The sequence below is a fragment of the Synechococcus sp. ROS8604 genome (assembly GCF_014279655.1).
In the GTDB taxonomy this organism is placed as follows: domain Bacteria; phylum Cyanobacteriota; class Cyanobacteriia; order PCC-6307; family Cyanobiaceae; genus Synechococcus_C.
Map to the genome: position 1 here is coordinate 1,954,942 of NZ_CP047946.1, position 26,668 is coordinate 1,981,609.

At 52.2% G+C, this 26,668-nt stretch carries 31 protein-coding genes; 10 read left to right on the forward strand and 21 right to left on the reverse strand.

The genetic code is table 11. The features are described from left to right. The first annotated feature begins 11 nt into the window (after nucleotides 1–11). Nucleotides 12–797 (forward strand): hydroxyacylglutathione hydrolase, encoded by a 786-nt coding sequence (gene gloB / locus SynROS8604_RS10465; protein WP_186545939.1) that lies wholly within the window; start codon nucleotides 12–14, stop codon nucleotides 795–797. On the opposite strand, the gene SynROS8604_RS10470 is transcribed toward gloB, so the two are convergent. Next, a complete protein-coding gene (locus tag SynROS8604_RS10470; protein ID WP_186545940.1) occupies nucleotides 782–1,903 on the reverse strand; it encodes an ABC transporter ATP-binding protein in 1,122 nt (373 codons plus the stop codon). The genes gloB and SynROS8604_RS10470 overlap by 16 nt on opposite strands. Between SynROS8604_RS10470 and SynROS8604_RS10475 the strand changes: the two genes are divergently transcribed. Both SynROS8604_RS10475 and SynROS8604_RS10480 read left to right on the forward strand, forming a co-directional pair. After that, nucleotides 1,902–2,300, forward strand: a complete 399-nt coding sequence (locus SynROS8604_RS10475) for a RidA family protein (RefSeq protein WP_186543945.1) — start codon at nucleotides 1,902–1,904, stop codon at nucleotides 2,298–2,300. The two genes, SynROS8604_RS10470 and SynROS8604_RS10475, sit on opposite strands and share 2 nt — an antisense overlap. Nucleotides 2,301–2,370: 70 nt before the next feature. Next, nucleotides 2,371–2,595, forward strand: coding sequence for a DUF3136 domain-containing protein (locus tag SynROS8604_RS10480; protein WP_186543946.1), 225 nt, complete (start codon nucleotides 2,371–2,373; stop codon nucleotides 2,593–2,595). Between the two features lie 7 nt (nucleotides 2,596–2,602). On the opposite strand, the gene cbbX is transcribed toward SynROS8604_RS10480, so the two are convergent. Then, nucleotides 2,603–3,526: a CbbX protein gene (gene cbbX, locus SynROS8604_RS10485; RefSeq protein ID WP_186543947.1), complete on the reverse strand. Its 924-nt coding sequence runs from the start codon at nucleotides 3,524–3,526 to the stop codon at nucleotides 2,603–2,605. Then, the gene (locus SynROS8604_RS10490; protein WP_186543948.1) at nucleotides 3,510–3,761 is read right to left on the reverse strand and encodes a 4a-hydroxytetrahydrobiopterin dehydratase; all 252 of its coding nucleotides are present in this window, start codon (nucleotides 3,759–3,761) and stop codon (nucleotides 3,510–3,512) included. The genes cbbX and SynROS8604_RS10490 overlap by 17 nt, the downstream gene beginning before the upstream one ends. A gap of 337 nt (nucleotides 3,762–4,098) precedes the next feature. Between SynROS8604_RS10490 and SynROS8604_RS10495 the strand changes: the two genes are divergently transcribed. From SynROS8604_RS10495 to fldA, 3 genes are all read left to right on the forward strand, one after another. Continuing rightward, nucleotides 4,099–4,389, forward strand: coding sequence for a hypothetical protein (locus SynROS8604_RS10495; protein WP_186543949.1), 291 nt, complete (start codon nucleotides 4,099–4,101; stop codon nucleotides 4,387–4,389). Nucleotides 4,390–4,406: 17 nt separating this feature from the next. Beyond that, entirely contained in the window at nucleotides 4,407–4,583 is a 177-nt protein-coding gene (locus tag SynROS8604_RS10500; protein ID WP_186543950.1) for a hypothetical protein, read from the forward strand. Between the two features lie 107 nt (nucleotides 4,584–4,690). Beyond that, the gene (gene fldA / locus SynROS8604_RS10505) at nucleotides 4,691–5,200 is read left to right on the forward strand and encodes a flavodoxin FldA (protein WP_186543951.1); all 510 of its coding nucleotides are present in this window, start codon (nucleotides 4,691–4,693) and stop codon (nucleotides 5,198–5,200) included. A 47-nt stretch (nucleotides 5,201–5,247) separates the two neighbouring features. Here fldA and SynROS8604_RS10510 read toward each other — a convergent pair whose 3' ends face one another. The 16 genes from SynROS8604_RS10510 to SynROS8604_RS10580 all read right to left on the reverse strand — a co-directional run bounded on the left by SynROS8604_RS10510 (nucleotide 5,248) and on the right by SynROS8604_RS10580 (nucleotide 20,921). Continuing rightward, entirely contained in the window at nucleotides 5,248–6,207 is a 960-nt protein-coding gene (locus SynROS8604_RS10510) for an NAD(P)/FAD-dependent oxidoreductase (RefSeq protein ID WP_186543952.1), read from the reverse strand. Beyond that, on the reverse strand, nucleotides 6,204–6,965 hold the full coding sequence (locus SynROS8604_RS10515; RefSeq protein WP_186543953.1) for an alpha/beta fold hydrolase: 762 nt from the start codon (nucleotides 6,963–6,965) through the stop codon (nucleotides 6,204–6,206). Before SynROS8604_RS10515 ends, SynROS8604_RS10510 begins: the two co-directional genes overlap by 4 nt. Nucleotides 6,966–7,037: 72 nt before the next feature. Continuing rightward, complete coding sequence (locus SynROS8604_RS15490; RefSeq protein WP_222930096.1) at nucleotides 7,038–7,256, reverse strand: hypothetical protein; 219 nt, start codon at nucleotides 7,254–7,256, stop codon at nucleotides 7,038–7,040. 89 nt (nucleotides 7,257–7,345) lie between these two features. Then, entirely contained in the window at nucleotides 7,346–7,636 is a 291-nt protein-coding gene (locus SynROS8604_RS10520) for a 2Fe-2S iron-sulfur cluster-binding protein (protein WP_186543954.1), read from the reverse strand. A 760-nt stretch (nucleotides 7,637–8,396) separates the two neighbouring features. Beyond that, nucleotides 8,397–9,539: a CO2 hydration protein gene (locus SynROS8604_RS10525; RefSeq protein ID WP_186543955.1), complete on the reverse strand. Its 1,143-nt coding sequence runs from the start codon at nucleotides 9,537–9,539 to the stop codon at nucleotides 8,397–8,399. Further along, nucleotides 9,536–11,041, reverse strand: coding sequence for an NADH-quinone oxidoreductase subunit M (locus SynROS8604_RS10530; RefSeq protein WP_186545941.1), 1,506 nt, complete (start codon nucleotides 11,039–11,041; stop codon nucleotides 9,536–9,538). Before SynROS8604_RS10530 ends, SynROS8604_RS10525 begins: the two co-directional genes overlap by 4 nt. Nucleotides 11,042–11,048: 7 nt before the next feature. Beyond that, nucleotides 11,049–12,893 (reverse strand): NAD(P)H-quinone oxidoreductase subunit F, encoded by a 1,845-nt coding sequence (locus SynROS8604_RS10535; RefSeq protein WP_186543956.1) that lies wholly within the window; start codon nucleotides 12,891–12,893, stop codon nucleotides 11,049–11,051. A 79-nt stretch (nucleotides 12,894–12,972) separates the two neighbouring features. Next, nucleotides 12,973–13,512, reverse strand: coding sequence for a BMC domain-containing protein (locus SynROS8604_RS16160; RefSeq protein WP_304623173.1), 540 nt, complete (start codon nucleotides 13,510–13,512; stop codon nucleotides 12,973–12,975). Nucleotides 13,513–13,558: 46 nt separating this feature from the next. Further along, nucleotides 13,559–13,810, reverse strand: a complete 252-nt coding sequence (locus SynROS8604_RS10545; protein ID WP_006853343.1) for a carboxysome peptide B — start codon at nucleotides 13,808–13,810, stop codon at nucleotides 13,559–13,561. Then, nucleotides 13,810–14,094: a carboxysome peptide A gene (locus SynROS8604_RS10550; RefSeq protein WP_006853344.1), complete on the reverse strand. Its 285-nt coding sequence runs from the start codon at nucleotides 14,092–14,094 to the stop codon at nucleotides 13,810–13,812. The genes SynROS8604_RS10545 and SynROS8604_RS10550 overlap by 1 nt, the downstream gene beginning before the upstream one ends. A 2-nt stretch (nucleotides 14,095–14,096) precedes the next feature. After that, nucleotides 14,097–15,914 (reverse strand): carboxysome shell carbonic anhydrase, encoded by a 1,818-nt coding sequence (locus tag SynROS8604_RS10555; protein WP_370586503.1) that lies wholly within the window; start codon nucleotides 15,912–15,914, stop codon nucleotides 14,097–14,099. Between the two features lie 19 nt (nucleotides 15,915–15,933). Beyond that, nucleotides 15,934–18,324: a CsoS2 family carboxysome shell protein gene (locus SynROS8604_RS10560; RefSeq protein WP_186543958.1), complete on the reverse strand. Its 2,391-nt coding sequence runs from the start codon at nucleotides 18,322–18,324 to the stop codon at nucleotides 15,934–15,936. 99 nt (nucleotides 18,325–18,423) lie between these two features. Then, nucleotides 18,424–18,765 carry a ribulose bisphosphate carboxylase small subunit gene (locus SynROS8604_RS10565; protein ID WP_006853347.1) on the reverse strand — a complete coding sequence of 114 codons (342 nt, stop codon included), beginning with the start codon at nucleotides 18,763–18,765 and terminating at the stop codon, nucleotides 18,424–18,426. Nucleotides 18,766–18,865: 100 nt separating this feature from the next. Further along, nucleotides 18,866–20,278, reverse strand: a complete 1,413-nt coding sequence (locus SynROS8604_RS10570) for a form I ribulose bisphosphate carboxylase large subunit (protein WP_186543959.1) — start codon at nucleotides 20,276–20,278, stop codon at nucleotides 18,866–18,868. Between the two features lie 68 nt (nucleotides 20,279–20,346). Beyond that, complete coding sequence (locus SynROS8604_RS10575) at nucleotides 20,347–20,658, reverse strand: BMC domain-containing protein (RefSeq protein WP_006169870.1); 312 nt, start codon at nucleotides 20,656–20,658, stop codon at nucleotides 20,347–20,349. A gap of 89 nt (nucleotides 20,659–20,747) precedes the next feature. Continuing rightward, complete coding sequence (locus SynROS8604_RS10580; RefSeq protein ID WP_186543960.1) at nucleotides 20,748–20,921, reverse strand: hypothetical protein; 174 nt, start codon at nucleotides 20,919–20,921, stop codon at nucleotides 20,748–20,750. A gap of 56 nt (nucleotides 20,922–20,977) precedes the next feature. Here SynROS8604_RS10580 and SynROS8604_RS10585 point away from each other — a divergent pair, with 56 nt between their 5' ends. Next, nucleotides 20,978–21,580: a non-canonical purine NTP pyrophosphatase gene (locus SynROS8604_RS10585; protein ID WP_186543961.1), complete on the forward strand. Its 603-nt coding sequence runs from the start codon at nucleotides 20,978–20,980 to the stop codon at nucleotides 21,578–21,580. 45 nt (nucleotides 21,581–21,625) lie between these two features. Here the strand turns inward: SynROS8604_RS10585 and SynROS8604_RS10590 are convergent, their stop codons facing one another. Then, nucleotides 21,626–22,411, reverse strand: a complete 786-nt coding sequence (locus SynROS8604_RS10590; RefSeq protein ID WP_006853350.1) for a BMC domain-containing protein — start codon at nucleotides 22,409–22,411, stop codon at nucleotides 21,626–21,628. A 96-nt stretch (nucleotides 22,412–22,507) separates the two neighbouring features. Between SynROS8604_RS10590 and SynROS8604_RS10595 the strand changes: the two genes are divergently transcribed. Further along, complete coding sequence (locus SynROS8604_RS10595) at nucleotides 22,508–22,912, forward strand: hypothetical protein (RefSeq protein ID WP_186543962.1); 405 nt, start codon at nucleotides 22,508–22,510, stop codon at nucleotides 22,910–22,912. A 32-nt stretch (nucleotides 22,913–22,944) separates the two neighbouring features. Here SynROS8604_RS10595 and SynROS8604_RS10600 read toward each other — a convergent pair whose 3' ends face one another. Then, complete coding sequence (locus SynROS8604_RS10600; protein ID WP_186543963.1) at nucleotides 22,945–23,469, reverse strand: hypothetical protein; 525 nt, start codon at nucleotides 23,467–23,469, stop codon at nucleotides 22,945–22,947. A 151-nt stretch (nucleotides 23,470–23,620) separates the two neighbouring features. Here SynROS8604_RS10600 and SynROS8604_RS10605 point away from each other — a divergent pair, with 151 nt between their 5' ends. Next, nucleotides 23,621–24,907, forward strand: coding sequence for a ferredoxin:protochlorophyllide reductase (ATP-dependent) subunit N (locus SynROS8604_RS10605; RefSeq protein ID WP_006853353.1), 1,287 nt, complete (start codon nucleotides 23,621–23,623; stop codon nucleotides 24,905–24,907). Between the two features lie 4 nt (nucleotides 24,908–24,911). Next, on the forward strand, nucleotides 24,912–26,480 hold the full coding sequence (locus SynROS8604_RS10610; RefSeq protein ID WP_186543964.1) for a ferredoxin:protochlorophyllide reductase (ATP-dependent) subunit B: 1,569 nt from the start codon (nucleotides 24,912–24,914) through the stop codon (nucleotides 26,478–26,480). Nucleotides 26,481–26,668: the final 188 nt, after the last annotated feature.

A 26,668-nucleotide genomic window follows, 5' to 3' on the forward strand; every position in this document is an offset into this window, starting at 1 on the left:
AAACTTTAACGATGGTGATGGCCTCCACGATTGATGGCATCCACCCAGTTGCTGTCCTCAACGACAACATCGTCTGGGTATGGGTGCATGGCGATCAGGCCATCGTCATCGATCCAGCCGTCGCGGACCCCATCGTCGCCTGGCTGGAGACGCGTGGATTGCAGCTCATTGCCGTGCTTCAAACCCATCATCATTCCGACCATATCGGCGGCACTCCTGGACTTCTTCAACGCTGGGCAGGCGCTGACGTCGTCGCCGCCGCGGACGACCAAGAGCGGATCCCATTTCAAACGCTGTCCGTTCGCGATGGAGATGAAATCGAGCTCTTAGGCAGGCCTGTCAGGGTTCTGGATGTCCGTGCCCATACACGCGCTCATATCGCTTACTGGTTGCCACAGGGAGCGGTCTCAACCTCTCCAACCGGTGTGTTGTTCTGCGGCGACACCCTGTTCAGCGCTGGATGTGGACGACTGTTTGAGGGAACACCGGCTGACATGCACCGCGCTTTACAAAGGCTGGGAGCACTGCCACCAGAAACCCTGGTCTGCTGCGCTCACGAATACACCGAGGCCAATCTGCGCTGGGCCGCGCAGCAGGTCCCTGACGATGCCCTGATCACAAACCGTCTGCAGGAGGTGCAAGCAAAACGACGATCAGGCTCCCTAAGCCTTCCCAGCAGCATTGGCGAAGAATGGCGCTCCAACTTGTTTTTACGCGCTACCAGCTCCGAACAACTGAGGCGTCTTCGTCAACACAAAGACAGCTGGAGAGGCTGGTCAAATCAAGGCAAGACCTGAAGCGATAAACACTGGGGATGGAGCAAGACCTCACTGTTCTGTTGCAGCGAGAGCCTGCAGCGCAATCCCCTCTGATGGTCTTCCCCGAGCGGCCTGATCAGACGCAACTGCTGATCTCCGATCTGAATGCGATAGAGCCAGGAGCGACCCAAAAACTCCCGCCCCATCACACAGGCATCTCCTTCAGCATCCGGTTCCAAATCAATCAACCCCGGATCAATTAACACCGTGGCATCGTCTGGAAGCTTCATGGAGCGCTGCCGCTCTGGAATCTCCAGATCACCCAGCAAACAACGCAACAACGACGTCGCTCCATCCCGCCAAACAGGCAGCACATTGCGTTGCAGAACGAACCGACCGACAAAGGGCGTTGCCGGGACCTCAACCAATTCACGGGGAGTCGCGCATTGATGAAGTTGACCGTCGCGAAGAATGGCAACCCGCCCGCAGATCGCAAGGGCCTCTTCCGGGTCATGGGTCACCAGCAACCCACTGGCCCCGCAGGCACTGAGCACACCAGGCAGCTCGCTGCGCAAACGCAAACGCACTTCAACATCCAGATTGGAAAAGGGTTCGTCCAGCAACACAACGGAGGGGGCTGGAGCGAGAGCCCTTGCGAGAGCCAAACGCTGACGTTGCCCCCCAGACAATTCGTGCGGGTAACGACCTCTGAGAGCCGTCAGCCCCAAAAGTTCAAGCAACCATGACGCCCGGCTGGTGTCCTGACCGCGACGCAGTCCAAAACAAGCGTTCTCCCAAGCATTGAGGTGGGGAAAGAGGGCGTAGTCCTGGAAGACCATGCCCACACCACGGCGTTCCGGAGCAAGACGCACGCGGGATGAGGCGACGTCGTTCCCATGCAGGCGAACCACGCCCTGACTGGGATGTTCAAAGCCAGCGATTAAACGCAACAGCGTGGTTTTTCCGCAACCGGATGGCCCCAGCAACCCCACAAGCTCACCCGCCTTGAGTTGAAGATTGATGTCTTTCAAAGTCCAAGCTTCATTGGCGCCGCCGTAGCGGTGCCAAAGACCATCAAGCTCAACCGGGCACGACTCCATCAACACGGAACGCGAAAATGAAGTTTCATTCTGAGCCGTAACCATGTCATCCACCCCACTCCAGGCTGTCATCACCCAAGAGGCACCAGCACCAGTGGGGCCTTACAACCAGGCTGTGATCGCCGGTGGTTGGCTGTATTGCTCCGGTCAAATTCCGCTGGATCCTGCCACTGGAGCGATGGTGGGGGATGGAGATGTAGAGGCTGAGACCCGCCAAGTGTTGCGCAACTTGAAAGCGGTGCTTCAGGAGGCCGGCACCGACCCCTCAAGAGTCGTGCGCACCACCGTATTTCTCGTGGATCTCGGTGACTTTCAAACCGTGAATGCCATTTATGCCGAAATGTTTGGTGATGGAGTCAGTCCTGCCAGGGCTTGCGTCCAGGTTGCTGCGTTGCCAAAGGGCTCAAAGGTAGAAATCGATTGCATTGCCTGGCTCAACTGACACTGCGATGGGTCCTCCTCAAGAGGGGGGCCCCGCGGTTTCTTAGGTTGAGACGAAGCTGAGAGATCCTATGGCCCAAGCCAAGCTGACCATTGGCGAACTCGAAGCGGGCTACCCCCTGTACTGCAAAGCCTTACGCAGACTTCTGAAAGAAGGTCGAAGTATCAAGGACATTGAACGAACGGTGTGCTGGGGACACCTGGAAACACTTAATCGTTGCCTGCCAGGGCGTTACAAAGCACCGTCCTACTTGCTGGCACTGATTCGGAGAGATCTGAATCAGCCCAAGCACTAACAACCGCTCAAGGAGAATCCAGAATCGTTGTTAAAGGCTGAGAAGGATCTCGACCCTCGATCTCACCCTGAAAGACACGACTCGCCAAGACATCCTCAGCTTCGATGGTGGTCAGATCATCGCGACTAAGAGGTTGCTCCAGACGAGAAAACAAGCGATTGGCTTGACGAAGCCTCAGGCGATCAAGAGCATTTCGAATCGAACGAGCATTCGCAAAAAACGGCAACTGTCGTCGCCTTTGGATATAACGACTAAAGGCATCATGCGCTGATTCGCTGAAGTGATAATCCTGCTGACGAAGAAGAAGAAGGGCAATCTCCATGAGCTCCTCCTCGCTGTAATCAGGGAAATCAATATGGTGGGCGACCCGTGAGGAAAGGCCAGGATTTGATTGATAAAACTCCGCCATTCGATCCTTATAACCAGCAAAAATCACAACAAAATCTGATCGTTGCCGCTCCATATCTTGCAAGAGAATTTCAATCGCTTCTGCTCCGTAATCACGCTCATTATCAGATTTGTAGAGATAATAGGCTTCATCAATAAACAGAACGCCACCCAAGGCACGCTTGACCATCTCACGAGTCTTCGGCGCCGTGTGCCCGACATATTGCCCCACAAGATCATCACGCGTCACGGTGACAACATGTCCCTTACGCAGATAGCCAAGCCGATGAAGAATTTGCGATATTCGCTTTGCAACCGTGGTCTTCCCCGTCCCCGTTCTGCCAGTAAAAGACATATGCAAACCAGGGGCTGTGCTTTGCAAATCCAACTGCTGGCGAGCTCGATCCACCAGAAGCAACGCCGCTATTTCACGAATGCGCGTCTTCACTGGCCGCAAACCAATTAACTCCTGGTCAAGCTGCTGAAGGACCTCCGCAACACCTGAATCGGCATACGCTGCCGCCAGGTCAACTGAAGAGGGCATCAATTTCTGAAGCAAAGCAACGATCAACATCACTCAGCTGACTGTCATTGCCTTCAGCATCTGGGCGAAGAGTGATATTCACATAGGTTCGACCAAAACTAATATCAGGAAATCTCTGCTTAGCTTCGCTGAAGTCGCCAAGCCGATCAAGAAAATCACGGGTGGCGCTGTAGCTATCAAACTCAAAGCGGCGCTCCAGGCAAACTGGCCTTTTGCGTTCATGCCATTGGTCCATAAAAGCACCTTGCCATCAAGGACAAACCTAGTAGAGAACGCGCCATAAACCAAATCAATCATCAAAGCCAAGAGACAGAGCAATGAAAGATAGAAAACAAGTTCATGGAAAGAAGAGCAAAAGATCAACTCCAATTACAAAGCAAAGCCAGGGATCATATACATCAAAAAGACGTAGGAAAAAGATTACCCCTTACGCCAAAGAAGACATACAAAATGACGACCCAGCCAGCCAGCTAAAAGAGATACATAGTAACGATAATTATGATACATAGCACAAGCGCAAGAGAACAGAAAAGAAGAGATCGACCAGTAGGGTTGAAAAAAAGAAATTTTAAATGGAAAATTTAGAAGCATTTCGACGGACACTAGAAAGTATCCATAGAAAAGATGATGCAAGCCAGACACTCAATTCAGTAACCGTCAGCCTTGCAAAAGCAAAATCAGAATTAAGCAATGCCACCAAGGCGCTAGCTGACCTCATGGATATAGCAGACGAAGGGAATTGCAAGGCATGCCTTGTTTTTCTTACAGAGGTAAGAGCAACAGCAATTGCTGCCTACAACACGATTAGGTCAGCTGAAAATGAGATTGAGATCAGAAGTGGCTGTCAAAGCAGCGCAAATTAATTAGTTCCCCAAAAACCATGAAAGAAACAAACAGCGGCCTACTTGAATCATTCATTGAAACAATCGAATCAAACAAAAAAGACAGAGAGAGGTGGCTCAAGAAGGTTGGACAGTGCGGACTTGAGCAGGCTCTAGGGGAGTACAACAAGATAAAAGAGATAGAGCAATATAGAGGATCAAATGATCAGCCTTAAAGGATTGAATGAGACACTCGAATCACAAGAATAAACAAGGACAAGTAGTTGGATAGACAGCGAGTGTAGGCAGGAGGATCGAAAATAGATTGGTCAACGATCAAGTCATGGCCTACACAATCTTTTTCGCAACCTCCACAGGAAAGACAGAAGATGTTGCTGACAAGCTCAAAGAGCTGTTACCAGGCACAGAGGCTAAAGATGTAGACAACATCGGCTCAGCTGCAGATCTGGCATCCGCTGAGGCACTCATTTGCTGTGTTCCCACTTGGAATACTGGTGCCGATGAAGGCCGATCGGGGACAGCATGGGATACGTACGCTGAAGAAATTCCAAGTATGGATTTCAGTGGAAAATCTGTGGCAATCGTAGGGCTAGGAGATTCATCATCCTATTCAGACTATTTCTGTGATGCGATGGAAGAATTGTATACGGCCTTCCTTCAAGCAGGCGCAAAAATCATTGGGAAAGTACCCACAGATGGATACACATTCGCAGAATCAAAAAGTGTTATTGACGGCAAGTTCTGTGGATTAGCAATTGACGAAGACAATGAGTCTGACTTAACAGATCAACGACTAGCCGATTGGGTCAAACAAATAAATTCAGAGGCATAAAACTCAAACACAATGAAGCGCCCTACCCGGGCGCTTTTTCATATCTACTATTTGTGTACCCAATCAACACGAAACTCAGTCCTAGAATTGAGATATTTGTCGATTGACATCGCTGCAATACAGCCATCAGAGCAGGCAACAACAGCTTGTTTAAAAGGGGTATTCCGAATATCTCCAATAGCCCAAACACCCGGAATAGATGTCATCATATTGTCATCTACATCAACACCACCATCAGCACGAAGCGGGATTGATCCATGCAGAAAATCAGTTATTGGAAGGGTACCTGTAGAGTACAGAAATGCACCAGAAACATCTAATGAATAAGCTTTATTATCCTTAATTGACTTAAGGTTTACATATTTTAGTCCATCATCAGCTCCATGAATAGACAAGAGCTTAGTTCGCTCTGATTGCTTAACATTGGGGAGATCCAAAAGCAAATCAACACGATTTGTAGAGCGACTTGGCTTTCCACTTGTCACCCAATGTACTGTTTTTGCAAATTTAACGAGAACGAGTGCTTCATCAACAGCCTCTTGATTAGATCCGTAAACAAGAACTTCTTCATTACGGTAAAAAGCAGCATCACAAGTAGCGCAATAGCTAACTCCACGACCTAAAAATTCTTTCTCACCTTCAAGAGTCGAAGTCCGCCCCATAGCACCCGTTGCTAAAACGATTGTTCGAGAGCGAAAAACACCCTCTGGAGTATAAACAAGTTTATGCTCGCCAGACAAATCAAGGCTAAATACATGAGCACGCAAATAAGTGGTGCCATAGGAGATGGCTTGATTTCGCATCATCTCGAGCAAATCAGATCCAGATACCTCATTAGATACACCAGGATAATTAGCAATTTTATGGGTAATTGCTAAAGCGCCTACAGATGGGTTCTTATCCAGAACATAGGTCTTCAATGATGACCTTGAAGTATAAAGAGCACAAGAACAGCCTGCTGGCCCGCCTCCAATGATGAGAACATCGGCATCAATATACTCTGTCATAATGAAATTTTTCTCGAAAGTGAGGAATGAAATTGATCAGGAAAAGCAGGTGAAAATGACTCTGGAATCATCTCGAGAAAAGAGTTAATCAATTCTCCATACAATTTTGGCTGTGAAAAATGAGAAAAGTGATGACCTCCTGGTAAAGAATAGAAGCGGTCGCCATTGTTTAAATGAGGCTTCCAACGCAGAGCGGAGTTCTGATCAATAACAAAATCATGAGAACCATTGATGATCGACAAGGGAATGTCAATCGAAGAAAGATTGGGAAGAAGCGAATGTGAAGCAATAGAGCCAGAAATATAGTCACAATCAAGACATTTTTCAAAGAAGCCAGAAAGAACTAAATTGCTTTCACTAAAATTTTTATCAAATAAAAGAGGAACAATATGGGACAAGATAGAAGATCTTGAGCAGGGCAATCTTCGCCTCATTTCCAAATAATGACTAGTCCATTGATTGCTTGAGACTGGATCAACTGAAATCAATGTAAGGGAGCGAAATGCCTTTGGGAATTGACGTGCAAATAAACATGCGAAAGTACCACTAAGACCATGCGCAACAACATGTGGCGGAGAATCTAATTGATCAACTGTTTCCCTTAAAAAATCAAAAATAGTGGTTAATGAACATATCTCATCAAGGTCATGCTGAAAAGACCAACGGCGCACATGCCTAGATTGACTTAAAATACAAGCAAGTTTCTTATTAAAGCAAAAAACAGAAGGCTGCAAATCAAGCCAAAGAATTGATGACATGCTTAAATTATGCTCTTATAATAGTGATTCACAAGGGGCACGCCCCCCGAACAAAGAAGCACAGATTCGAGGTCAATATGTTACAAATGATCTGGACGAATGATCTCCAGTCATCCCAGGAATGACTTGAATAATTCCTTGCTTCACCTTTAATTCCAAAGCAGAAATCAATCGAGATTCAGCACTATCGGCATTACTCTTTAAAAATGAAAGAGTATTTAATGCGGAGAATGGAATTACCATGGACGTAACTGCATCCAGATAGATTGAGACAATAGATGACGTTTTCATGAGTCAAATCCAGTAGACCAGGAGCGATTAGTAATCAATGAAATGCAATGATCCATCAATCAGTGCGTGACAATTTAATGGTGCCGTCACTAAAGGTCTTCTTCACAATCGGTCTTGACGATGAGATCGGACGTGGCATATGCTACACATAAAAGTGCATATTTATCTTTAATTTGTGCCTCATCTAAGAAGCTTTGATCACTCTGATCTAAAGTCCCTTGAATAAGTCGACCTACGCATGAACTACATGCACCTGCACGGCAGGAGTACGACATATCAATACCAGCCTGCTCTGCAGCATCTAAAATATATTCATCGTCAGGACAGTGAAACGACACATCTCCTTGGGGTGTCATCAGCTGAACATTAAAAAATGTCATCGCGAGAATAGTCCAGTGACTATTTTATGCCACTCACCAAGCGATTCGAAACATTCATTGATTAGCAATGTATCATTTAGCACTCTTGGCTTAACAACCGCAACAATCAGGTCGGCAATTAGATTTGCATCTATCCCTAAAGATTCATGGATGTCGACCCATCTGATAGGGGAGAGAATATCATTCTATCAATCAGCTATGAATGGCATTGATAGGGTTTAAGAGTGAATTTAATCAACATGCAAAAAGAAAGATTTTCTCGTTTTCTTGGATCCGCCAACGGATGGAGGTCCAAACGCCTAAGGCTTGCAATTGCTTTAAGGAAGCAAGGATGGTCGTATCAGCAAATAGGCGAGCATTTAAGCACAACCCCACGTTCAATAGGGAGAGATATTAAATGTTTTGTGATTAAATCGAAAGAGAAAATGGCATTGCAAATCCCGGCCACATCATAGTTTAAAAGAATGGCTCATATGGATTAAGAAGAAGAATTTCCTCTTATCACCATCACTCAGGAAGAGCGCAGATTCACGCGTTGAGATCGTTAACGACACCAGAGCAATCTTCATGTGTCTGGTCAGGTTCTTTACGTCTTAGCGAGAGTCCAAAATCATTTGGGCTGTTCAGTGACAAGTGATCAGTCAATTGCCAATTTTTCAATTAAGGAATGATTATTTTGTACATCAAAAGCTTCACGAAAGCTGCATCTCTTGATTATTAAGAGTCTGAAAAAGCAACACCTAATGCAAATGGATAACGATTAGAGAAGCGCACCTCTCTGGCAGCCCATCAACCGCTCAGACCATGATTCAGAGTAAGCACGATTCGCTTGTTGCTGTTCTGAATCTGTCGTGTCAAGGGGATATGGCATCGTGCCAGAGATTGCACCATTGGTGACACAAAACATCGATTTTTGGAAGCTGATGCAGATCTGCACATGAACATCATGCATTCCGCGCCCATGTGACAGGTACCAGTCACTGAGCTCCTCTGGAAGATTCCGGTACATGTCTTGCATACACAAACTCGGGGGGATACCCGCTCCCATGCTGGGAATTGGATCTGCATACAGAGCTCCATACTTGAAATCGCTGATGTCAGCTGAAATCTGTCGAGCTTGAGCGTTGTAAGACACTGTTCCCAGGAAGGGCATTCCCCTAAAAAAGACAGCCTCTACATAGGGGACCGCCACATCCACCAGAAAGGTCAGTCCAGCCTCTGGTGGAAGAACCCATACATCTTCGTTCCCAACCGTGACTTTGTAAGTCATCGGATCTCCAGCTGCAGCGACTAAACCATCTCTGATGTGATGAACAGCATCGATAACAGAACAAATTTCACCGTTGCGGTATCTCCGAGACAGGTCAAGGAACAGGTCACTCATGACCCGCCAAAAGAGACCCAGGGCATAAATGGTGGCCATCGATCGGATTGCTTCAGGAGCAAAACCTGGATAGAGCCGATGCACCAATGCCAACAATGGATCCCGGCGACTACGCAATGCAATGATCTTCTGACAAGCCTCGAGAAAAGGCTCTGAATCGAAATACGCATCCATTCCGCCTGTTCCGTGCCAAAACATTGCTTTTTGGCAATATTCGGCATATTCAAAGTTGATACGATCGCCGCGAAGGTGCTGCCATAAGCGCTCCACGCTGAAACCTTCGTGAAAGAATCGCATCACGGGGAATGGATTCAGTAACTGGGTTTCACCCTGATTCACCAGGTTCTTGCTGTAGGCATCAAGAACGATCCCGTAGCTGTCGAGAACATTGACAATCTGTAGGAGATGGTCGGGTGTATCGGCCAATAACGGTTGGTCAGAGAGCAAACGACGAACCAGCTCTTCACAATCAGGGAGGGTTGGAAGCATTGGGACATCAGTGATCTTAGTAGCAGTCATGAAAGTCCTCCTGTGATGGGTAAGAGCGCTAATTCGCTGAGACCGGTTGTGGCCGCCTGACTCATCCCCACCAAGAGATCAGGCGCTAGACCAAGGAGCAGAACCAACAAAGACAGCGCGATCGCCGGAAGCTGCTCATGGAGCGGCACGATCGAAAGAATGGTGGGATTGGAGACGCTGCCTGCAGCAATGGCCAAGCGTCCAAAGAAGGCTCTGTTAACAAGCAACAGGAAATACACAGCGGTCAAACCTGAACCCACCATGCACAGCAAGGTGGCAATGGGGAATGGCTGAAGACTTCCCCTGAAAACGAGAAATTCAGAAATAAAGCCCGCCATCCCTGGGATTCCAGCACTGGCCATCACACCCACGATCATCAGTGTTCCTGTTAGGGGTAAGCCCCGCTGGGGGTTAAGAAGTCCGCGAAGAACGTTCAGATCTCTTGTACCCGTTCGTTCATAAACAACACCCACGGCAAGGAAAAGAATCGCTGAAATCAAGCCGTGGCTCACCATTTGGAAGAGCGCACCGATCAACCCCAATGGTGTTGCCGCGGCAGCCGCGAGCAAGACGTACCCCATATGTCCAACAGAGCTGTAGGCCACCATCCGCTTCATGTCTGATTGCGCGATCGCAGCTAATGAGCCGTACAACACAGAAATGGCTGCCCAAAGGGCCAGCCAGGGGGCCGCAACCTCCCAGGCTTCAGGGAAGAGACCCAAACAAAATCGCAACAACCCATAGGTCCCAAGCTTGAGGAGAACGCCAGCGAGGAGAACCGACACGGGAGTGGAGGCTTCGGTGTGAGCATCGGGAAGCCAGGTGTGAAATGGAAAGAGAGGGATCTTGATCCCAAAACCAATCAACAAGGCCCCCATTAGAAGAAGCTGTGACGTCAGCCCCATCTCTCCAGACAAAATGGGGCGAATGCCAAAGTCAACCCTTCCAGTGACGAGAGCAATCCCAAGGAATGCTCCCAAAATCAAAACCCCAGAAACTGCAGTAACAATCAGAAACTTCGTGGACGCATAGGCTCGATTAGCACCACCCCAAATAGCAATTAACAGCCACAGTGGAATGAGCTCAAGCTCATAAAAAATAAAAAATAATAAAAGATTCTGAGCCAAAAAGGCCCCATTCACAGCTCCACTAATAATCAACAAAAGAGCAAAATAAATTCTTGGTCGGTTCTCGATCTTTCGCGATGCCAATGCTGCCACAAGACAGAGAATCGCATTCATCAAAACAAGCGGAAGGGAGATTCCATCGACTGCAAGGGAATAATCAAGGCCAACGCTAGGAAGCCATGAAAAGCGTTCCTGAAGCTGCAAGCCAGGGTTGCTCGGATCAAACCAGAAAAGGACTGCGAAGCTTGCAAGGCATTGAACGGAAAGAATCACCAGGGTGAGACGTCTTAAATGAGCTGAAGTGGATCCCTCAGGCCAAAGGGACAACAAGAGGGCCCCCAAGAAAGGAATGATCAGTAGCAGAGAGAGAATCATCATTAATTCAGTTCAACCACCAGCTCAGGGATGACAAGAGCAAGACAATGGCCGCGATGACGGTTAATAGATAGCTTTGACTTCGACCGCTAATACTCAACTTCAGGCCTTCAGCACTCTGAAGTGAAAATCGAGCGAGACCATGGAGGACTCCGTCCACAACATTGCGATCAAAGCTGTAAGCAAGCTTTGAGAACAAGGCCACGACATTCACAATCGTCACCCGATAGAACCTCTCTGTATAAAAATCATTTTCAAGCAGGTCCTGGAACCAACGCAGCACTGGATTGAGGGAGCGTGACCAGGCTTTGTTGAGGGGAATGAACGCTCCCACCAACAGACCGATCAGTCCGCTGCCAACGACGACTTCTCCTGCCCATAGGGGGAAAGCAAGCAAACCATCCAGAGACTCCAGACGAATCAATAGGAGCGGGGTTAAAACAACGATCACGGCAAGGGCCACCATCGGGAAGGCCATCTGCCAATTCACCTCCGCAGCTCGACGGGTCTTGGTTAAAGAGCGTCCAAGAAACACCTGGCGATAAATCCTGGTGAGATTGAGAGCTGTTAGCGCATTGGTGAGCAGAAACACCGGTACAAAAATCACTGAACGAGCTCCCACAAGCTCAACGGCCTGCGCTAGGCAAAGAAATCCTCCGAGGGGAAGAAGACCCACCAGCCCAGCACTCCCCACCAAGTAGGAACCCGTGGTTGCAGGCATCCTTCCGCCAAGGCCACCCAGCTCAGTGATGTCCTGACAATTCGTGGACGCGATCACTCCACCCACACTCATCGAAAGCAACGCCTTGGAAACGGCGTGGGCGAACAGGAGCAGCAGGGCCAGCACGGGCACCTGCAAGGAAATAGCAATAAAGACCAGCCCTAAGTAGGCAGTCGTGGAATACGACAGCGTACGTTTGATATCCACTTGAGCGATCGAGACCAGAGATCCTCCAATCGCACTGATGGTTCCAATCACTTGCAGCACAACGAGCGTGACGGGCGCGTTCTGAAGCAGAGGCATCACCTTGAGCAAAACAATGGCGCCACAGGTCACCACCACTGAATTGCGAAGAATCGAGGCTGGGTTAGGACCTTCCATGGCTTCATCAAGCCAGAGATGCATGGGGGATTGGGCGCATTTGCCCGTCGGGCCAGCAATCAGACCCAGGCCAAGCAACGTCGCCGCCAACGGGCTAAGGGTTTCTGCAGCAGACCAGGCATAGAGGTCGTCAAAGCTGGTCACACCCGACCAAGTGGCTAAAGCGACCATTCCCATCAAGAGCATCACATCACCAACGCGCTTGGTGAGGAAGGCATCCCTTGCGGCCGTCACAACCAGGGGTTGGGCGTACCAAAAACCAACCAAGAGGTAAGTAGAAAGCGTGAGCATTTCCAGCAAGAAATAGCTCTGGAACAAGGAATCGCTCAAGACCACCCCTGACATCGCCCCTTCGAAGAAGCCAAGCAAGGCAAAGAATCTGGCTAAGGCCCACTCCTTATCGAGGTAGCCAAGGGAATACAACTGAGAGAAAAAACTCAAACCCGTAATCAGCTCAAGGGCAGACACATTGGTGAGAGAGAGGCTGAAGCTGATCTCAAGATTGAGATCAGCCACACTGAGCCATGGGAACGTCAGAAGGGTGGGTCCACCTGCCATGACATCGCGCAACACGAGGCTTCCATGGATGAAAGCGAGCAGTGTGAGCAGGATGTTGAGGTAAGCCGCCGGTCGATGGGAATCGCGCCTAAATAACCCCAATGCCCAAGGCAATGAGATCAACATCCCGGCAAACCCGTAGAGAGGGATCAACCAGGCGGTTTGCAGAGGCAGCGTTGCAGCTGAAATCAAAGGAAACGGGGCGTTTGCGCCGTTGAGAGGAATGTTGGCTGGGGAATCTAAACGGAGTTAGAGAGAGGTGACGTAGGACTCACATCCGCCGAGTCACATTCGTACAGGAGAGAGCTGGCTCCACTTCATCTTGGGGGCGGGCAATGATGTGAGCAGCCACAAGACCGTCACCAACCCGTTCACAAGCATCGGCTCCTGCGCGCACGGCAGCGTTCACCGCACCGGTCTCACCACGCACCATCACCGTGACGTATCCACCTCCTACATATTCACGACTAATGAGCTGCACTTCGGCAGCTTTCGTCATGGCATCAGCGGCTTCAATGGCAGGCACCATGCCACGGGTTTCAATCATCCCAAGGGCAATCCCAAAAGCACGTTTCGGGGAAGAACTCTTGGATGCCTGAAGGCTGGAGCCTTTTCCACCGCCTCCACTCGGAGGGGTCGCTCGCGAGGAGCTGCGAGCGGGAGAGCTGGCTGCAGGAGCGGAAGCACTCTCGACAGGCTTCACGTCAACGGTTGCTTTTGCTGCTGCTGAGGAGGGGGTAGCGGCTTTGTTCGCTGGGGTTGATGCTGCGGAATCTGAGCTGGAACGACGACGGGGTGTAGGAGTGGCCATTGGCTGGATTGGGTTGAGAGGGGACGGAGAGCAGGAGGCGAATTAGTTATCCATCTGGCATCCAGTAGTCGATGATTCCACCGATGGTGAGATCCGTAAGAACGGTGTTGTCGGGACAGGCATGCCGTGCGGCAGAACCGCTGGCGGTAAAGACCCAGTTGCCTTCGCGGGCACCCACAGGATCCACTGCAACGAGTTTTTTACCCTTGTTGTTTTTAAGGATTCGCAGGTGCATGTGATCCAGACCTCCGACGCGGAAGGTACAGACCAGAGTTCCCATCACCTGCATGATTTCCATTAGCTCTTTGCCTCCTTCGCTGAAGACGATGGCTTTGGTGCATCCGGATCCCAATGATCAATGATCCCAACAATGGTGAGGTCGCTGGGATAGGACTTACTACCGGCAGCTTCCCTAGCAGCAGAACTGCTAACACAAATCACCCAATCACCTGGCTTTGCACCAACAGCATCGACGGCAACCTTTTGCGTGCTCCCGTCTAAAACAACTTGAAGGTGCTTGTGTTCGAAATCTGGGATGCGGTTGGTAGAAACCAGTGGCTTGATGACCTTGACGATAAGCATGATCAGTGAGCCTCCTGAACGTCAGGATCGAGAGTGGACCCTACAACTTCTGCAGGAGCAGTTTGACTGCGATCTCGGATCGTTAAACAGGTATGGAGTAAACCATCACGAACGAGGTCTGAGTATCGATTTGAAATAGCCGAATCAACTCTCTGACAATCCGAAATGGCTCGTTCGCGCGCACCAGGGACGGAACTGGAGTAATCAAAACGAATCACAACAGGGATCGGCAAATCTCGCGAAACGTTTAAACCCTTGAAGATTTTTACACCAACATCCAAATCCGGTGCCCCCTCTTCGACAGTATCTAAATGCGCAAAGTAAGTGAGATTGCGCAAATGGACTTCTTTAAAACCGATGCCTACACCAATAAAACGTTCGGCATGACCCGCATCGGGATAAGGACCAGCATGAAGCTCGGTGACGTAATCAATCTGAGAGATGTTATTCGCAATTAAACGCGTAATCAAGGACACCATTCCCGAGTCCATCGCCCCGGGTGCACCAGATTCAACGGCTTCAGCGATTTGAATCAACGCCTGATCAGGAGACATCGTGGATGTTGTCTCGTAGAGATCTTGAGCTGACACCCATCGATCTAATTGTGTTGAACTATCGCTTGAAGGGGGATGAACCCTGATCGCATCGGTATCGGTATCAAGTCCAATCAACAACAAGTCAACGGAAGCGCCACAGCAGAAACTATTTTCGACAGCCTGTCGAAAATCAAGAAGACGCTGATATCCAGCAGAGGCCGCTAATTTGTCATCACTTCCATGGGCAGCACAGCCTTGATGACTTGGATCCAAGGAACTGAAGTGGTAGGTCACGACCTTGAGGTAGCGGGTGTCCTGGCTGCCGGCATTAGGGATCGCCTCGCGATAACGCCGATGCTCAGTCTTGACCCATCGATTAACCGTATTTTCGACGTCAAACATCGCTCCGGCATGGGAACGTCGACGCACGGAACTGAATGGAATCCGTAAGGCGTAAGCAATCGAATGAGCCAAACGACCATCCGCACAAGGCGTCACATCAAGGAGATGAAAACCACAATCGAGAAGGAAGGACTCAAACGTCTTGGCTGCTTCACTCCCTGAAGAAGCAGCGAGGGGATCTTTCTGAAAAAAGCAATCACTAAAAACACGGTGCGATTCAAAAACACACCACGCATAGAGCGCTCTCATATCCAAAGGACGAACCCAGGCACGCTCAAGAATGTGCTTGGGAAGGTCAAATCCCAGCTCGCGACAGGCTAAAAGCTGAGCCTGATCAATAAAATCAGCATGATGTTGAAGCGCTGAAATCTTTTGAAGAACAGGAACAATCCTTTCAAACCGCCCTTTGACTTCTAGTTCGTAGGAACGTAAATGGTCATTAGCAACCCGATCCGTTAAAGGATGTAGGCGATGAGCGACTGGGCGACTGGATGTTTGGCGACTGGATATTGAGCGCTTAGACGTTGGGCGCGTTGTGGTCGATTGCGTCGAGCGATTTGAACGACTCAGGGATGCATTTGAAGACTTTTGATCGCGACGAACCCAGGCGGGTTGTTGAGGGACTGAACGCCTGCTGTCTTGGCTTGTCCTGACCCGACCAGCACCAAGCGTGCCTTGAGCCAAGACGGCGGCCTTACCGGATGTGGTGAGTGCTCGCCTTCTTTCAAGCGAGGCCGCACGCGCCGAGAGGGGAATGGGATCAGCTTGCTTGGGATCAGCTTGCTTGGAATCAGAGGAAGCCGAAGACTCGGCTCTCCCTTGTTGCAACTGACGTCGCGTCGGAGCGGAGGGGGACAGAGGTCGCCCGCCACGGGAAGGCATAGAGCGGACCATTCGTTGATCAGCCCCGTGCTCCGCCAGAGACGGTAATCAGTGAACCCTTTGAAGTGCTGCCGCTGGAACCCGTTACACGACTTTCAGGCCACTCAGACTGCTCGTTGCGCTTTCGTTCGAAGGGGGGCATGGCTCCCATCGCGCCAGAACGGCTTGGATTACGACGACGAGCAGACACACCTTCAGTGCCCGTCACGTGTTCACCACGATCCCAGTCATCACCCGTCACTTTGGTGGACGAGCCCTCTCCGGTGACCCGGGAAGCAGGTTCTTGCGTGGCGACTTCAACCTCAGGGGTGGTGGGTTGAAACTGACGTTGGGGCTGAAGTTGGTTGTGACGCTCTTGAAATTCACGATTATCAAATCGGAATTGCTCTGTGCCGGTGATTTTGCCACCGGCCAAATCAAAAGGGCCCGTAATACGGCTGCTGTCTTCATAAGCGGTGCCGGTGACACCTTTGCTGGTCTCACGCTGCTGTTGCGCAGCTCGGGCAGGCGACACCACACTGAATCGCGTCCAACTCGACCCCTCTGGTGATTGGCCATGGGTCTCTGTACCGAGCGGTGCCTCAGCACCACACGCTGCTGACAACTGATCAGCACCGATATAAGGAGTTCCTGTCACCGCTTCGCAGGCGCCGCGTTCGCCACCAGTCATCACTCCTCCAATCCCTGGCTGAAGGCCTGTCATCGGAGAGGAGGGCGTACCGGGACGAACGGGAGTCCGTTCGCGGATCGCTTGAACAGCAGAGTTACCGCAGTATTGGCCTGCTTGCTCGAGACCTGCATAGGGAGTTCCCGTGACTGCTTTGCAACTTCCTGGCTCGTCACCTGTGACCTTTTCGGAACGGCCGGTGCGAGTTCCGCTCACAACTTGATTCCGATTGGTGACGCTGAATCCAACCTTGGCGGCTTCTGGATCCGGCTTCGCACCACAGAACGAATTGACTTGTTCGGAACTGATGTATTGATCACCAGTCACCCGATGACAAGATCCGAATTCATTTCCAGTGACACTGGAAGAACGGCCCACCATCGTGCCGGTCACACCCGTACCTGAAAGGGTTTCAGACAGACCAACCTTGGCAGCCGGACGCCCTTCAGGAAGGGGATCAGACCCTAAATATTGATCACCAGTCAACGAGCGATTCGCACCAGCTTCATCGCCAGTCACGCTGGAAGATCGTCCCACCATCACCCCACTCACTGGGCGACCTTGCTGGGTCAGGCTATGGCCAACCTTGCGCGGAGAGGGGTTGCTTCCACCGCAATAGGCGGCGCTTTGATTCGCAGAAATATATTCGGTGCCTGTCACGCTTTTGCAGGTGCCAGGCTCATCCCCAGTCACTTTCTCCGAGCGCCCAACTTCGTTTCCTGTGACCCGATTGCCATGGCTGGTGGCAGACACACGAACCTTGGCGGGTGTGGTTGGCGTTGGAGCGCTCTGACAGAAGGTCTGAAAGACCTCCGCACCGAGATATTCAGTACCAGTAATGGAACGACAAGTGCTGGCTTCATTACCCGTCGTCTTGATGGAGCGATTGGCCTGAGTGCCTGTCACAGTCTGACCTCCAGTGGTCTCAGACTCACCCACTTTCCAGTGAGCATCAGCGGCGGCGGATTGCTTGGCTCCGTTTCGATTTGGACCAGTTGGACGCGTTACGCCAGCGCTTTGCTTGCTACGGGCTCCGGACTTCGCGCGAAGCTCACGCACCTGTTGAGCCAGCTCTCGGCTGGTGAGATCAGGATTGGCCTGACGGGCCACTGCGGCAGCACTTGTGGGTTGTTTCCCTGCTGTTTTTCCATGTTTAGACATCGCTTCACGACGAGCCAACACAAGGGAACGGCTTGGGTTGTCGATGGCACGTCGCTTTGGAGCTTTGCTCCGGCGAGAAGAATTGTTGGTTGAAAGATCAACAGTTGCCGCTTGTCGACTTAGACGCGTTGGTGTTTCAGCGGCGCTAGCGCCGCCACAACCACAGTCTTTTTTAGCGGCCGAGGGAGCTGATGTGGCTGCCGTGGTCGCTGATTTACGTGCGACCTCAGCCCGATTTCTGTCTTTGGTTGTATCTGCTGATTTCCCACGACGTGACAAGGCTTCACGGCGAGCCAGCACGAGCTCTCGACTGGGTTGACTCACAGGTTTCACCCGAGAACGATGGGCACCAGATGATGCAGATGTCAGTGATTGATTTCTTGGTCGCTCTACGGCGACGGGGGTTGCGGCCTTTGTAGGGGCTGCCGCAATTGGATCTGCATTGGTGCGCGTCTTGCGGGCATCGCCGGCCGACCGAACGCGATTCGCACCTGCCGATACAGCAACGGATGCCTTTTTGCCAGCAGTGGTGAGAGCCTTACGGCGCTCGAGTGCTAGTTCGCGACTAGAAAGTCTTGCCATGTCCGCCCGAGAGTGTCGTCGTGAGTTGAAGGGAACGAGTCCCTACAGAAAAAGTTGAGCCCTGATTCATTCAGGGCTCGAAATCGTGAGACCGAAAGATCAGCGACCTTCGAAAACCACGAAGCAGGAGCCTTGGCCCTGGGTGTAGGCGTCGTAACCAACGATGCGAACGTGATGGTCGGGGTATGCGCGATGGCAAGCCTCGAGTTCACTCACAACAACGTTGAGATCCTTCTCACCGAAGAAAGGGAGCTTCCAATAAGACCAGTAAGTGGCCATGGAATTGGAAGGATGGACGTGCTCAACGAGCGGGCTCCAACCTTGGGCAATGATGTAAGCGATCTGGTCATAGATCTCGTCCTGGGTCATCGGCGGAAGGAAGCCGAATGTCTCCAGGGTGGCGACTGTTTGGTAGTCACCCACGGTGCTCTGAAAAGGCATGGGGATCACGCTATAAAAATGTTTTGGCCGGATCTAATGCTTCCGGCCGGAGTCATCTAGAGGCTCGGGTAAAGGGTGAAAAAATCACCCCTTGCACCGATCACTGAACGTCGAGCTTGTCGACGGTGTCGAACTCAAACTTGATCTCCTTCCAGGTCTCGAGAGCGATGGCCAGCTCGGGGCTGTGCTTGCCGGCTTCCATGAGGATGTCGCGGCTTTCTTTCTCGATCTCGCGACCGGCGTTGCGTGCCTTGACGCAGGCCTCGAGGGCCACACGGTTGGCAGCAGCACCAGCTGCGGAGCCCCAGGGGTGACCGTGGGTACCACCACCGAACTGGAGAACGGAGTCGTCACCGAAGATGGCAACCAGTGCGGGCATGTGCCACACGTGGATACCTCCGGAAGCAACGGCGAACACACCAGGCATGGAACCCCAGTCCTGATCGAAGAAGTTGCCGCGGCTGCGATCTTCAGGAACGAAGGATTCGCGGAGCTGGTCGATATAGCCGAGGGTGGTCTGACGATCACCTTCCAGCTTTCCGACCACGGTGCCGGTGTGAAGCTGGTCACCACCTGACAAACGCAGACACTTGGCGAGAACGCGGAAGTGAATGCCGTGCTTGGGGTGACGGTCAATCACAGCGTGCATCGCACGGTGAATGTGCAAGAGCATGCCGTTCTTACGGCACCACTTCGACAAACCGGTGTTGGCGGTGAAGCCACCGGTGATGAAGTCATGCATGATGATCGGCATGTTGAGTTCTTTGGCGAACTCAGCGCGCTCATACATCTCTTCGGGAGTGTTCGCGGTCACGTTGAGGTAATGACCCTTGCGCTCACCGGTCTCCTGCTCGGACAGCTTGATGGCTTCCGCAACGAATTCGAAGCGGTTCTGCCAACGCTGGAAGGGCTGGGAGTTGATGTTCTCGTCGTCTTTGGTGAAGTCCAGACCGCCACGAAGGCACTCATAAACCACACGACCGTAGTTTTTGCCACTCAAGCCAAGTTTTGGCTTGATGGTGCAACCCAGAAGAGGGCGGCCGTACTTGTTCATGCGGTCGCGCTCAACGGCGATGCCGTTTGGCGGGCCGTAGCAGCTCTTGATGAAAGCAATCGGGAAGCGAATATCTTCCAGACGCAGGTGGCGCAGAGCTTTGAAGCCGAAGACGTTACCGACCAAGGAGGTCAGAACGTTGGTGATGGAACCCTCTTCGAACAGGTCGAGGGGGTAAGCGATGAAGGCATAGAAAGCCTCCTTGTCACCAGGAACGTCTTCGATGCGATAACAACGTCCTTTGTAGAAGTCGAGGTCGGTGAGGAGCTCGGACCACACAGTGGACCATGTACCAGTTGAAGATTCAGCAGCAACAGCAGCTGCCACCTCTTCTTTGGGGACACCTTCTTGGCCGGTGCACTTGAAGCAGGCCAGCAGGTCGGTGTCTAGGGGAACGTAATCGGGAGTCCAGTAAGTGTCTCTGTACTCCTTGACCCCAGCGTCGTACTTCTTGCTCATGGATTAATTCCGTTAAGTCGGTAAGGGAAATGAGAGGCGCAACCCCATCAGGGGGTTAACGGCTGATCTCAGTCCTTTTGTCCGAGGAAGTTGCCGTTGCCGAGCGCTGGCTCAACTTCGCGATGAGGGCGAGCAATGATGTGAGCCGCTACGAGGCCGTCGCCGACACGTTCGCAAGCATCTGCACCTGCACGCACAGCTGCGTTGACGGCACCAGTTTCGCCACGCACCAAAACTGTGACGTAGCCACCGCCGACGAATTCACGTCCAATCAGGCGCACTTCAGCAGCCTTGGTCATTGCATCAGCTGCTTCGATCGCTGGGACCAGGCCGCGTGTCTCGATCATGCCGAGAGCGATACCCATGGTTTCGTTAGCCATTGCCTACCGAGTAAGGGGGGTGGAATGTTCGCCGATGACATTGGTCTGCCGGAGGCCAACTCGTCAAGCTGTTTGGGGCCTTTGCAAGATCATTGTCCATACTGAACTTCATAAGCACTGCTGATCACCCTTGCCCGAACTGATCCGAAGCCCTGTGCTGGTTCGGGTGAGCACACCAACACAAGCTCTAGGCAATGGCCGCCAAACCCCATATCTTTCGCCACGAAGCAAAGTTTTCCGCGTAAGCGCAGTGGAATGTTCAAGCGCAACTGAGCTTCGTTTTCGAATCTGAGCGATATTTTTACCCTTACCCCACACAATGGGACTCTCTCGATCCCCTTCAGTGCGCACTCTGACCATTGCGAGTGGCAATCCACGCAAAGTTGCTGAAATTGAGGCAATGCTTGGGCCTCTCCCTCTGAAGGTGGTGCTTCAACCACCCGAGCTGGAGGTTGAAGAGATGGGAGCGTCCTATTTCGAAAACGCGCTCCTTAAAGCCTCTGCCGCCGCCCAGCTGACGGGAACCTGGTCTCTGGCTGACGACTCAGGGCTTGAGGTTGATGCCCTCGACGGGGCTCCTGGCCTCTATACAGCCCGTCTCGCTCCTACCGACGACGAGAAGATTGCAAAACTGCTGCAATCGATGGCGGACCAGCCCTACCGCAGTGCCCGTTTCTGCAGCACCATGGTTCTCTGCTCTCCAGATGGAGCGTCGATTGAAAGCTCGGAAGGTATTTGCTGGGGTGAAATCCTCAAATCTGTTGCCTATCCAGGTGGTGGATTGGAGTCGCTCTTCTGGATTCGCGAAACGCGATGCAGTTATGGAGAGATGACAGCAGCCCAACTCAGCCGCCTTGGGAGCCGCGGAAAAGCCGCAAGGGAGATGGCACCTCGCTTACGTGCGCAGTTAGGAATTCGCTGACGCATCCACTTTCATCAGAAAAAGTGAGTAAGTCAGCAAAAGACATCACCTCGACGAACAATTGCGATTGATCGATTCAATCGCGCGCATCGCCGCTGCGGCAGCCTCTTCAACATCTCCTTCTCTCCCAGCGAGCGTGAGGCGTCCAAACGCACCAACCGCTTTGACATCCACCAAGGTGATGTTTGAAGACTTTTCAGCCTCATTGGCAGCGATCAGAACGTAGCCAGCAGGCTCCGTCTCGAGAATGAACATGCTCATCCCTGCCTCGATCATCGATCCTCTGCGGTTCAGACGATTGATGAGAACGGCATGGTCAGGAGTGATGGCCCGAATCACTTCCGTCCAACTGACATCGGCGGGGGTTCGTCGATCGACGGAACTGCCAATCGCCTCTAAAACCACATCACCGGAATGAATCACCGTGCTCTGGTCTCGGTGATAAAGAGCCATGGAGCCGAAGGCGCGCTCAACAACCATCTGCCCAAGACGAACATTGCTGGCCTTGAGAGCAATATCGGTGACGCGATGGACGGCCATCCCAGGTGAGACCTCCATCCATAGACAAGCGTCACCTGGAATCGGCAAAAAGCCTTGACTCACCGTGCCCATGTAGGCAGCGAGCTGGGGTTGCAGAGAATCGAGAAAGACATAGGTGCGCAGTTCAATGGACTGCACATGACTGTTTTGCCTCAACAGTCGTGGGGATTCACTGTCGGTCGTGACGACACAGCTGGCTCCACTCGCTGAGGTGTGAACCTCAGTTCCGGTGACGAGAGCGCTTCCGCCAACTCGCCGCTCCCGGGCATCGAAGCTGGCGAAGCGATTCATGGCGGAGATGTTACCGGAAGGTTGCTCACAAAATTCGTCTCGCGACTTGCATCAGCCAAAGGAACCGATACCGTCCGCGCAAATCGGGAGTGCAGCATGGCAGCCAATCAGACCCATAACCCAGTAACGACCGCGTTGAGTTCCGATCTCAGCGCCGAACAAGCGCTGGGGATGATCGGAATGGGCTTAATGCAAAAGCTCAACCAGGAAGGTCCCGGTCGTTGGATCTGGAGCGATGCTGAAGATGGTGGAGCTGCGAATCTTGTAGAGCTGCGCCAGAGACTCGAGCTCACCGACCTAGCTCTCAAAACGGGAGCGCCATTGAGTACGGCGGAAGTCACTCAATTGCTAGGAATTCGCCCAGGATCAGAGCGAGTTGAAAGAGGAGGCCTACGGGCGAGCCGTTTGAGCAGAAATGTTTGGCGTCTGACCCAGATCGATATGGATTCATCTCAATCAACAGGGGGATTCGGCGACGATCGTTTTCGTCGCCGCCTTTGATCAACGCCATTGATCATCTCAATTGATTGAAATTATTCGGAATCAGCATTGTCGGGTCCTTCGTCCTTCGACTTATCCCGCGAGGCTTCATCCTCTGAATTAGTCAAATTTTCAACTTCGATACAAGCCGTGGTTTCGGCCAGTTGCTCTTGAGCTGCAAGCACGGGAGCAGCCTTGGCTTTGAGTTGCTGAGCGGCATCCTCGAGCGTCATCGATTTGTTCTGTCGAACCTGACCCACAAATTTTTCGTAGATCGCCACTTGGTCGCGATACTCCTTCCACTGAGAGGTTTGAAGTTCAGCTTCAGCCTGATCAAGTTTGGCGAGGGCTTTTTTGAGCGACGCACCCGCTGCTTCAGCATCAGCCACCGTTGAAGCAGGTGTTAGGCCATCAACTTGCTCCAGGGCTTTTTCCACTTCAGCCGTTGCACTGCAGACAAGGGCAGAGTCGGAGAGCACCTTGGCTTGGTCTTTTTCTGCCTTTTTCTCGACTGACTGACAGGCCACCAAGGTCAAACCCAGAGCAAGAACGGCAGGGAAAGCTCGTAAGGACAACATCTGATCTAAGGCCTCATTTGCGCTGAAATGTAGTCATCTCCGGCAAATCTGGCCCAACTGGAAATCAACACCGATCCCGAAGAATTTTGTTAGGTCTGAGCACTACGTGAATCTGGCGTCATCGTGACGGAAGGAACCTGGCTTTAAAGCGATGAGCGTGAATCTGCTCAAGGAAACAGGACCACGGGAGGTGTTCTGTGGTCTGACCTCGATCGTCTGGCTGCACCGCAGGATGCCGGATGCCTTTTTCTTGGTAGTGGGCTCACGCACCTGCGCTCATTTGATTCAAAGCGCTGCTGGCGTGATGATTTTTGCTGAACCCCGTTTTGGAACAGCGATTCTGAGCGAACGCGACCTCGCAGGCCTCGCTGATGCTCAAGATGAACTCGACCGCGTCGCGCGTGAGCTGCTGGAACGACGGCCTGAGATTCGCACCTTGTTTTTAGTGGGGTCATGCCCAAGCGAAGTGATCAAGCTGGATCTAGCGCGGGCAGCAGAACGGCTCAACGATGAATTGAGAGGCCGCGTTCAGGTCGTGAATTATTCGGGAAGCGGCATCGAAACCACGTTTACCCAAGGTGAAGACGGTGCTCTTTCGGCCTTGATTCCCCTCATGCCCTCGACAGATCAACGCCAGCTGTTGATGGTCGGAACGCTCGCCGATGCCGTCGAAGATCGCCTCATTCACCTCTTTGGTCGGATTGGCATCGACTCGGTTTGCAGCTTGCCCCCACGCCAATCCACGGAACTACCCGCCGTTGGGCCTGGGACCACGGTCTTGTTGACGCAGCCGTACCTCACCACAACAGCACGCTTGCTGCGCGATCGTGGTGCTCGGGTCTTAACGGCTCCCTTCCCCTTGGGTGCGGAAGGGAGCCGCAGCTGGATGGAAGCCGCAGCAAAAGACTTTCAAATCAACGCTGACCAGGTCGCCTCCGTGCTGGATCCGCTGGTCGCTCGCGCCCAAAGTGCTCTAGCGCCCCATCGAGACATCCTCAATGGCAAACGCATTTTTCTTCTGCCGGAGTCTCAACTCGAACTTCCGCTCGCGCGTTTCTTGCAAAGGGAATGCGGGATGGAATTGGTGGAAGTGGGGACGCCCTACTTAAATCGCGAGCAAATGGCTGAGGAGCTTGCGCTTCTCCCTGAAGGCACTTCTGTGATGGAGGGACAGCACGTGGAGAAGCAGCTGGATCGCGTCCGTGCCACGCAACCCGATCTCGTGGTCTGCGGCATGGGGCTTGCCAATCCACTCGAAGCAGAAGGAATCGCCACCAAGTGGTCGATTGAATTGGTGTTTAGTCCCATTCATGGCATCGATCAGGCCGGTGAGTTGGCCGAGTTGTTCTCCCGGCCGCTGAGACGACGCGAACTCATTCGCCAAGCGCTGAACCCGCCTAGTAGCGCCCCTATCGACTCTGACCCTGTTCACGCCTAAAACCATGCAACTCACCCTCTGGACATACGAAGGACCACCTCATGTCGGCGCCATGCGCATTGCGGCCTCCATGGAAGGTGTGCATTACGTGCTGCACGCACCGCAGGGGGATACCTATGCCGATCTCTTGTTCACGATGATCGAGCGTCGAGATCAACGCCCCCCCGTCACCTACACCACCTTTCAAGCCAGAGATCTCGGCGGTGACACCGCGGAACTGGTGAAGCGCCACGTGCGCGAAGCCGTTGATCGCTTCCAACCCGATGCCCTTCTCGTTGGCGAAAGCTGCACGGCGGAATTGATTCAGGACCAGCCTGGTTCTTTAGCCGCTGGCATGGGCTTGACCATGCCAATCGTGAATTTAGAGCTGCCGGCTTACAGCAAAAAAGAGAATTGGGGTGCCGCAGAAACGTTCTATCAACTGGTTCGGACTCTGTTGAAAGATCAAGCTCCTGCTGAGCTGACCCATGACCCCAAGGCATGGCAAAGCCAAGGACGACGTCCCCGCGTGAATCTGCTTGGACCATCGTTGCTCGGCTTTCGCTGTCGAGACGATGTCCTCGAAATTCAACGGCTGTTAAGCATGCATGGCATCGACGTGGGGGTCGTCGCTCCGTTGGGAGCCACGGTGGCAGATGTGCATCGACTCCCAGAAGCCGACCTCAATGTGTGCCTCTACCCAGAGATCGCAGAATCAAGCTGCGCTTGGCTCGAGCGCAGCTTTGGAATCCCCTTCACCAGCACCGTCCCGATTGGAATCGGCGCAACCCAAGACTTCCTTGTTGAAGTTCACACGCTGCTGGGGATGACACCACCTTCCCCCCAAGAGGGAATTCGTCAGTCCAGACTGCCCTGGTACTCAGAATCCGTCGACTCCACCTACCTAACGGGGAAAAGGGTGTTCATCTTTGGAGATGGAACCCATGCCTTGGCAGCAGCACGAATCTGCAAACAGGAGCTTGGCTTTGAAGTGGTTGGCCTAGGCACCTACAGCCGAGAAATGGCTCGACCCGTACGAGCGGCAGCAAAAGCGATGGGGCTTGAGGCTCTCATCAGTGATGACTACCTCGCCGTCGAGGCCGCAATGGCCGCCACTTCTCCGGAGCTGGTGCTCGGCACCCAAATGGAGCGCCATAGCGCCAAACGACTCGGCCTCCCCTGTGCCGTGATCAGTACGCCGATGCATGTCCAAGACGTGCCGGCCCGAAACAGTCCTCAAATGGGCTGGGAAGGCGCAAACGTGATCTTCGACAGCTGGGTGCACCCGCTGATGATGGGTCTAGAGGAACACCTCATCGGCATGTTCCGACACGATTTTGAGTTCGTGGATGGCCATCAAAGCCACCTTGGCCATGCGGGAGGTTCTGGAGCTGCTGCAGAAACGGAGGTCGCTGTCGGCACCCTCGAAAATGAGCTGGTGTGGACGGCTGATGGGGAAGCAGAGCTGAAAAAAATCCCCTTCTTCGTTCGGGGAAAAGTACGCCGAAACACCGAAACATTTGCCAAATCCACTGGGCGTCACCAAATCGACAGCGAAACCCTGTACGACGCGAAAGCCCACTTCAGCGCCTAACCATCCGCACAACCATTTTTAGCCGCAATTGCTTACCTGCAACGAGGCATGAGCGGCTGAGTTTTTGTACTCATTAGCCCAGCTATTTTCATGCCAATTTGCCCAATCCTCGTCAGTCTTTCAACACCATCGGTCCTGATGTTTCGATCACGAATTGAAAGCTGACTGTTCAAGCTTGCTGAAGTAAA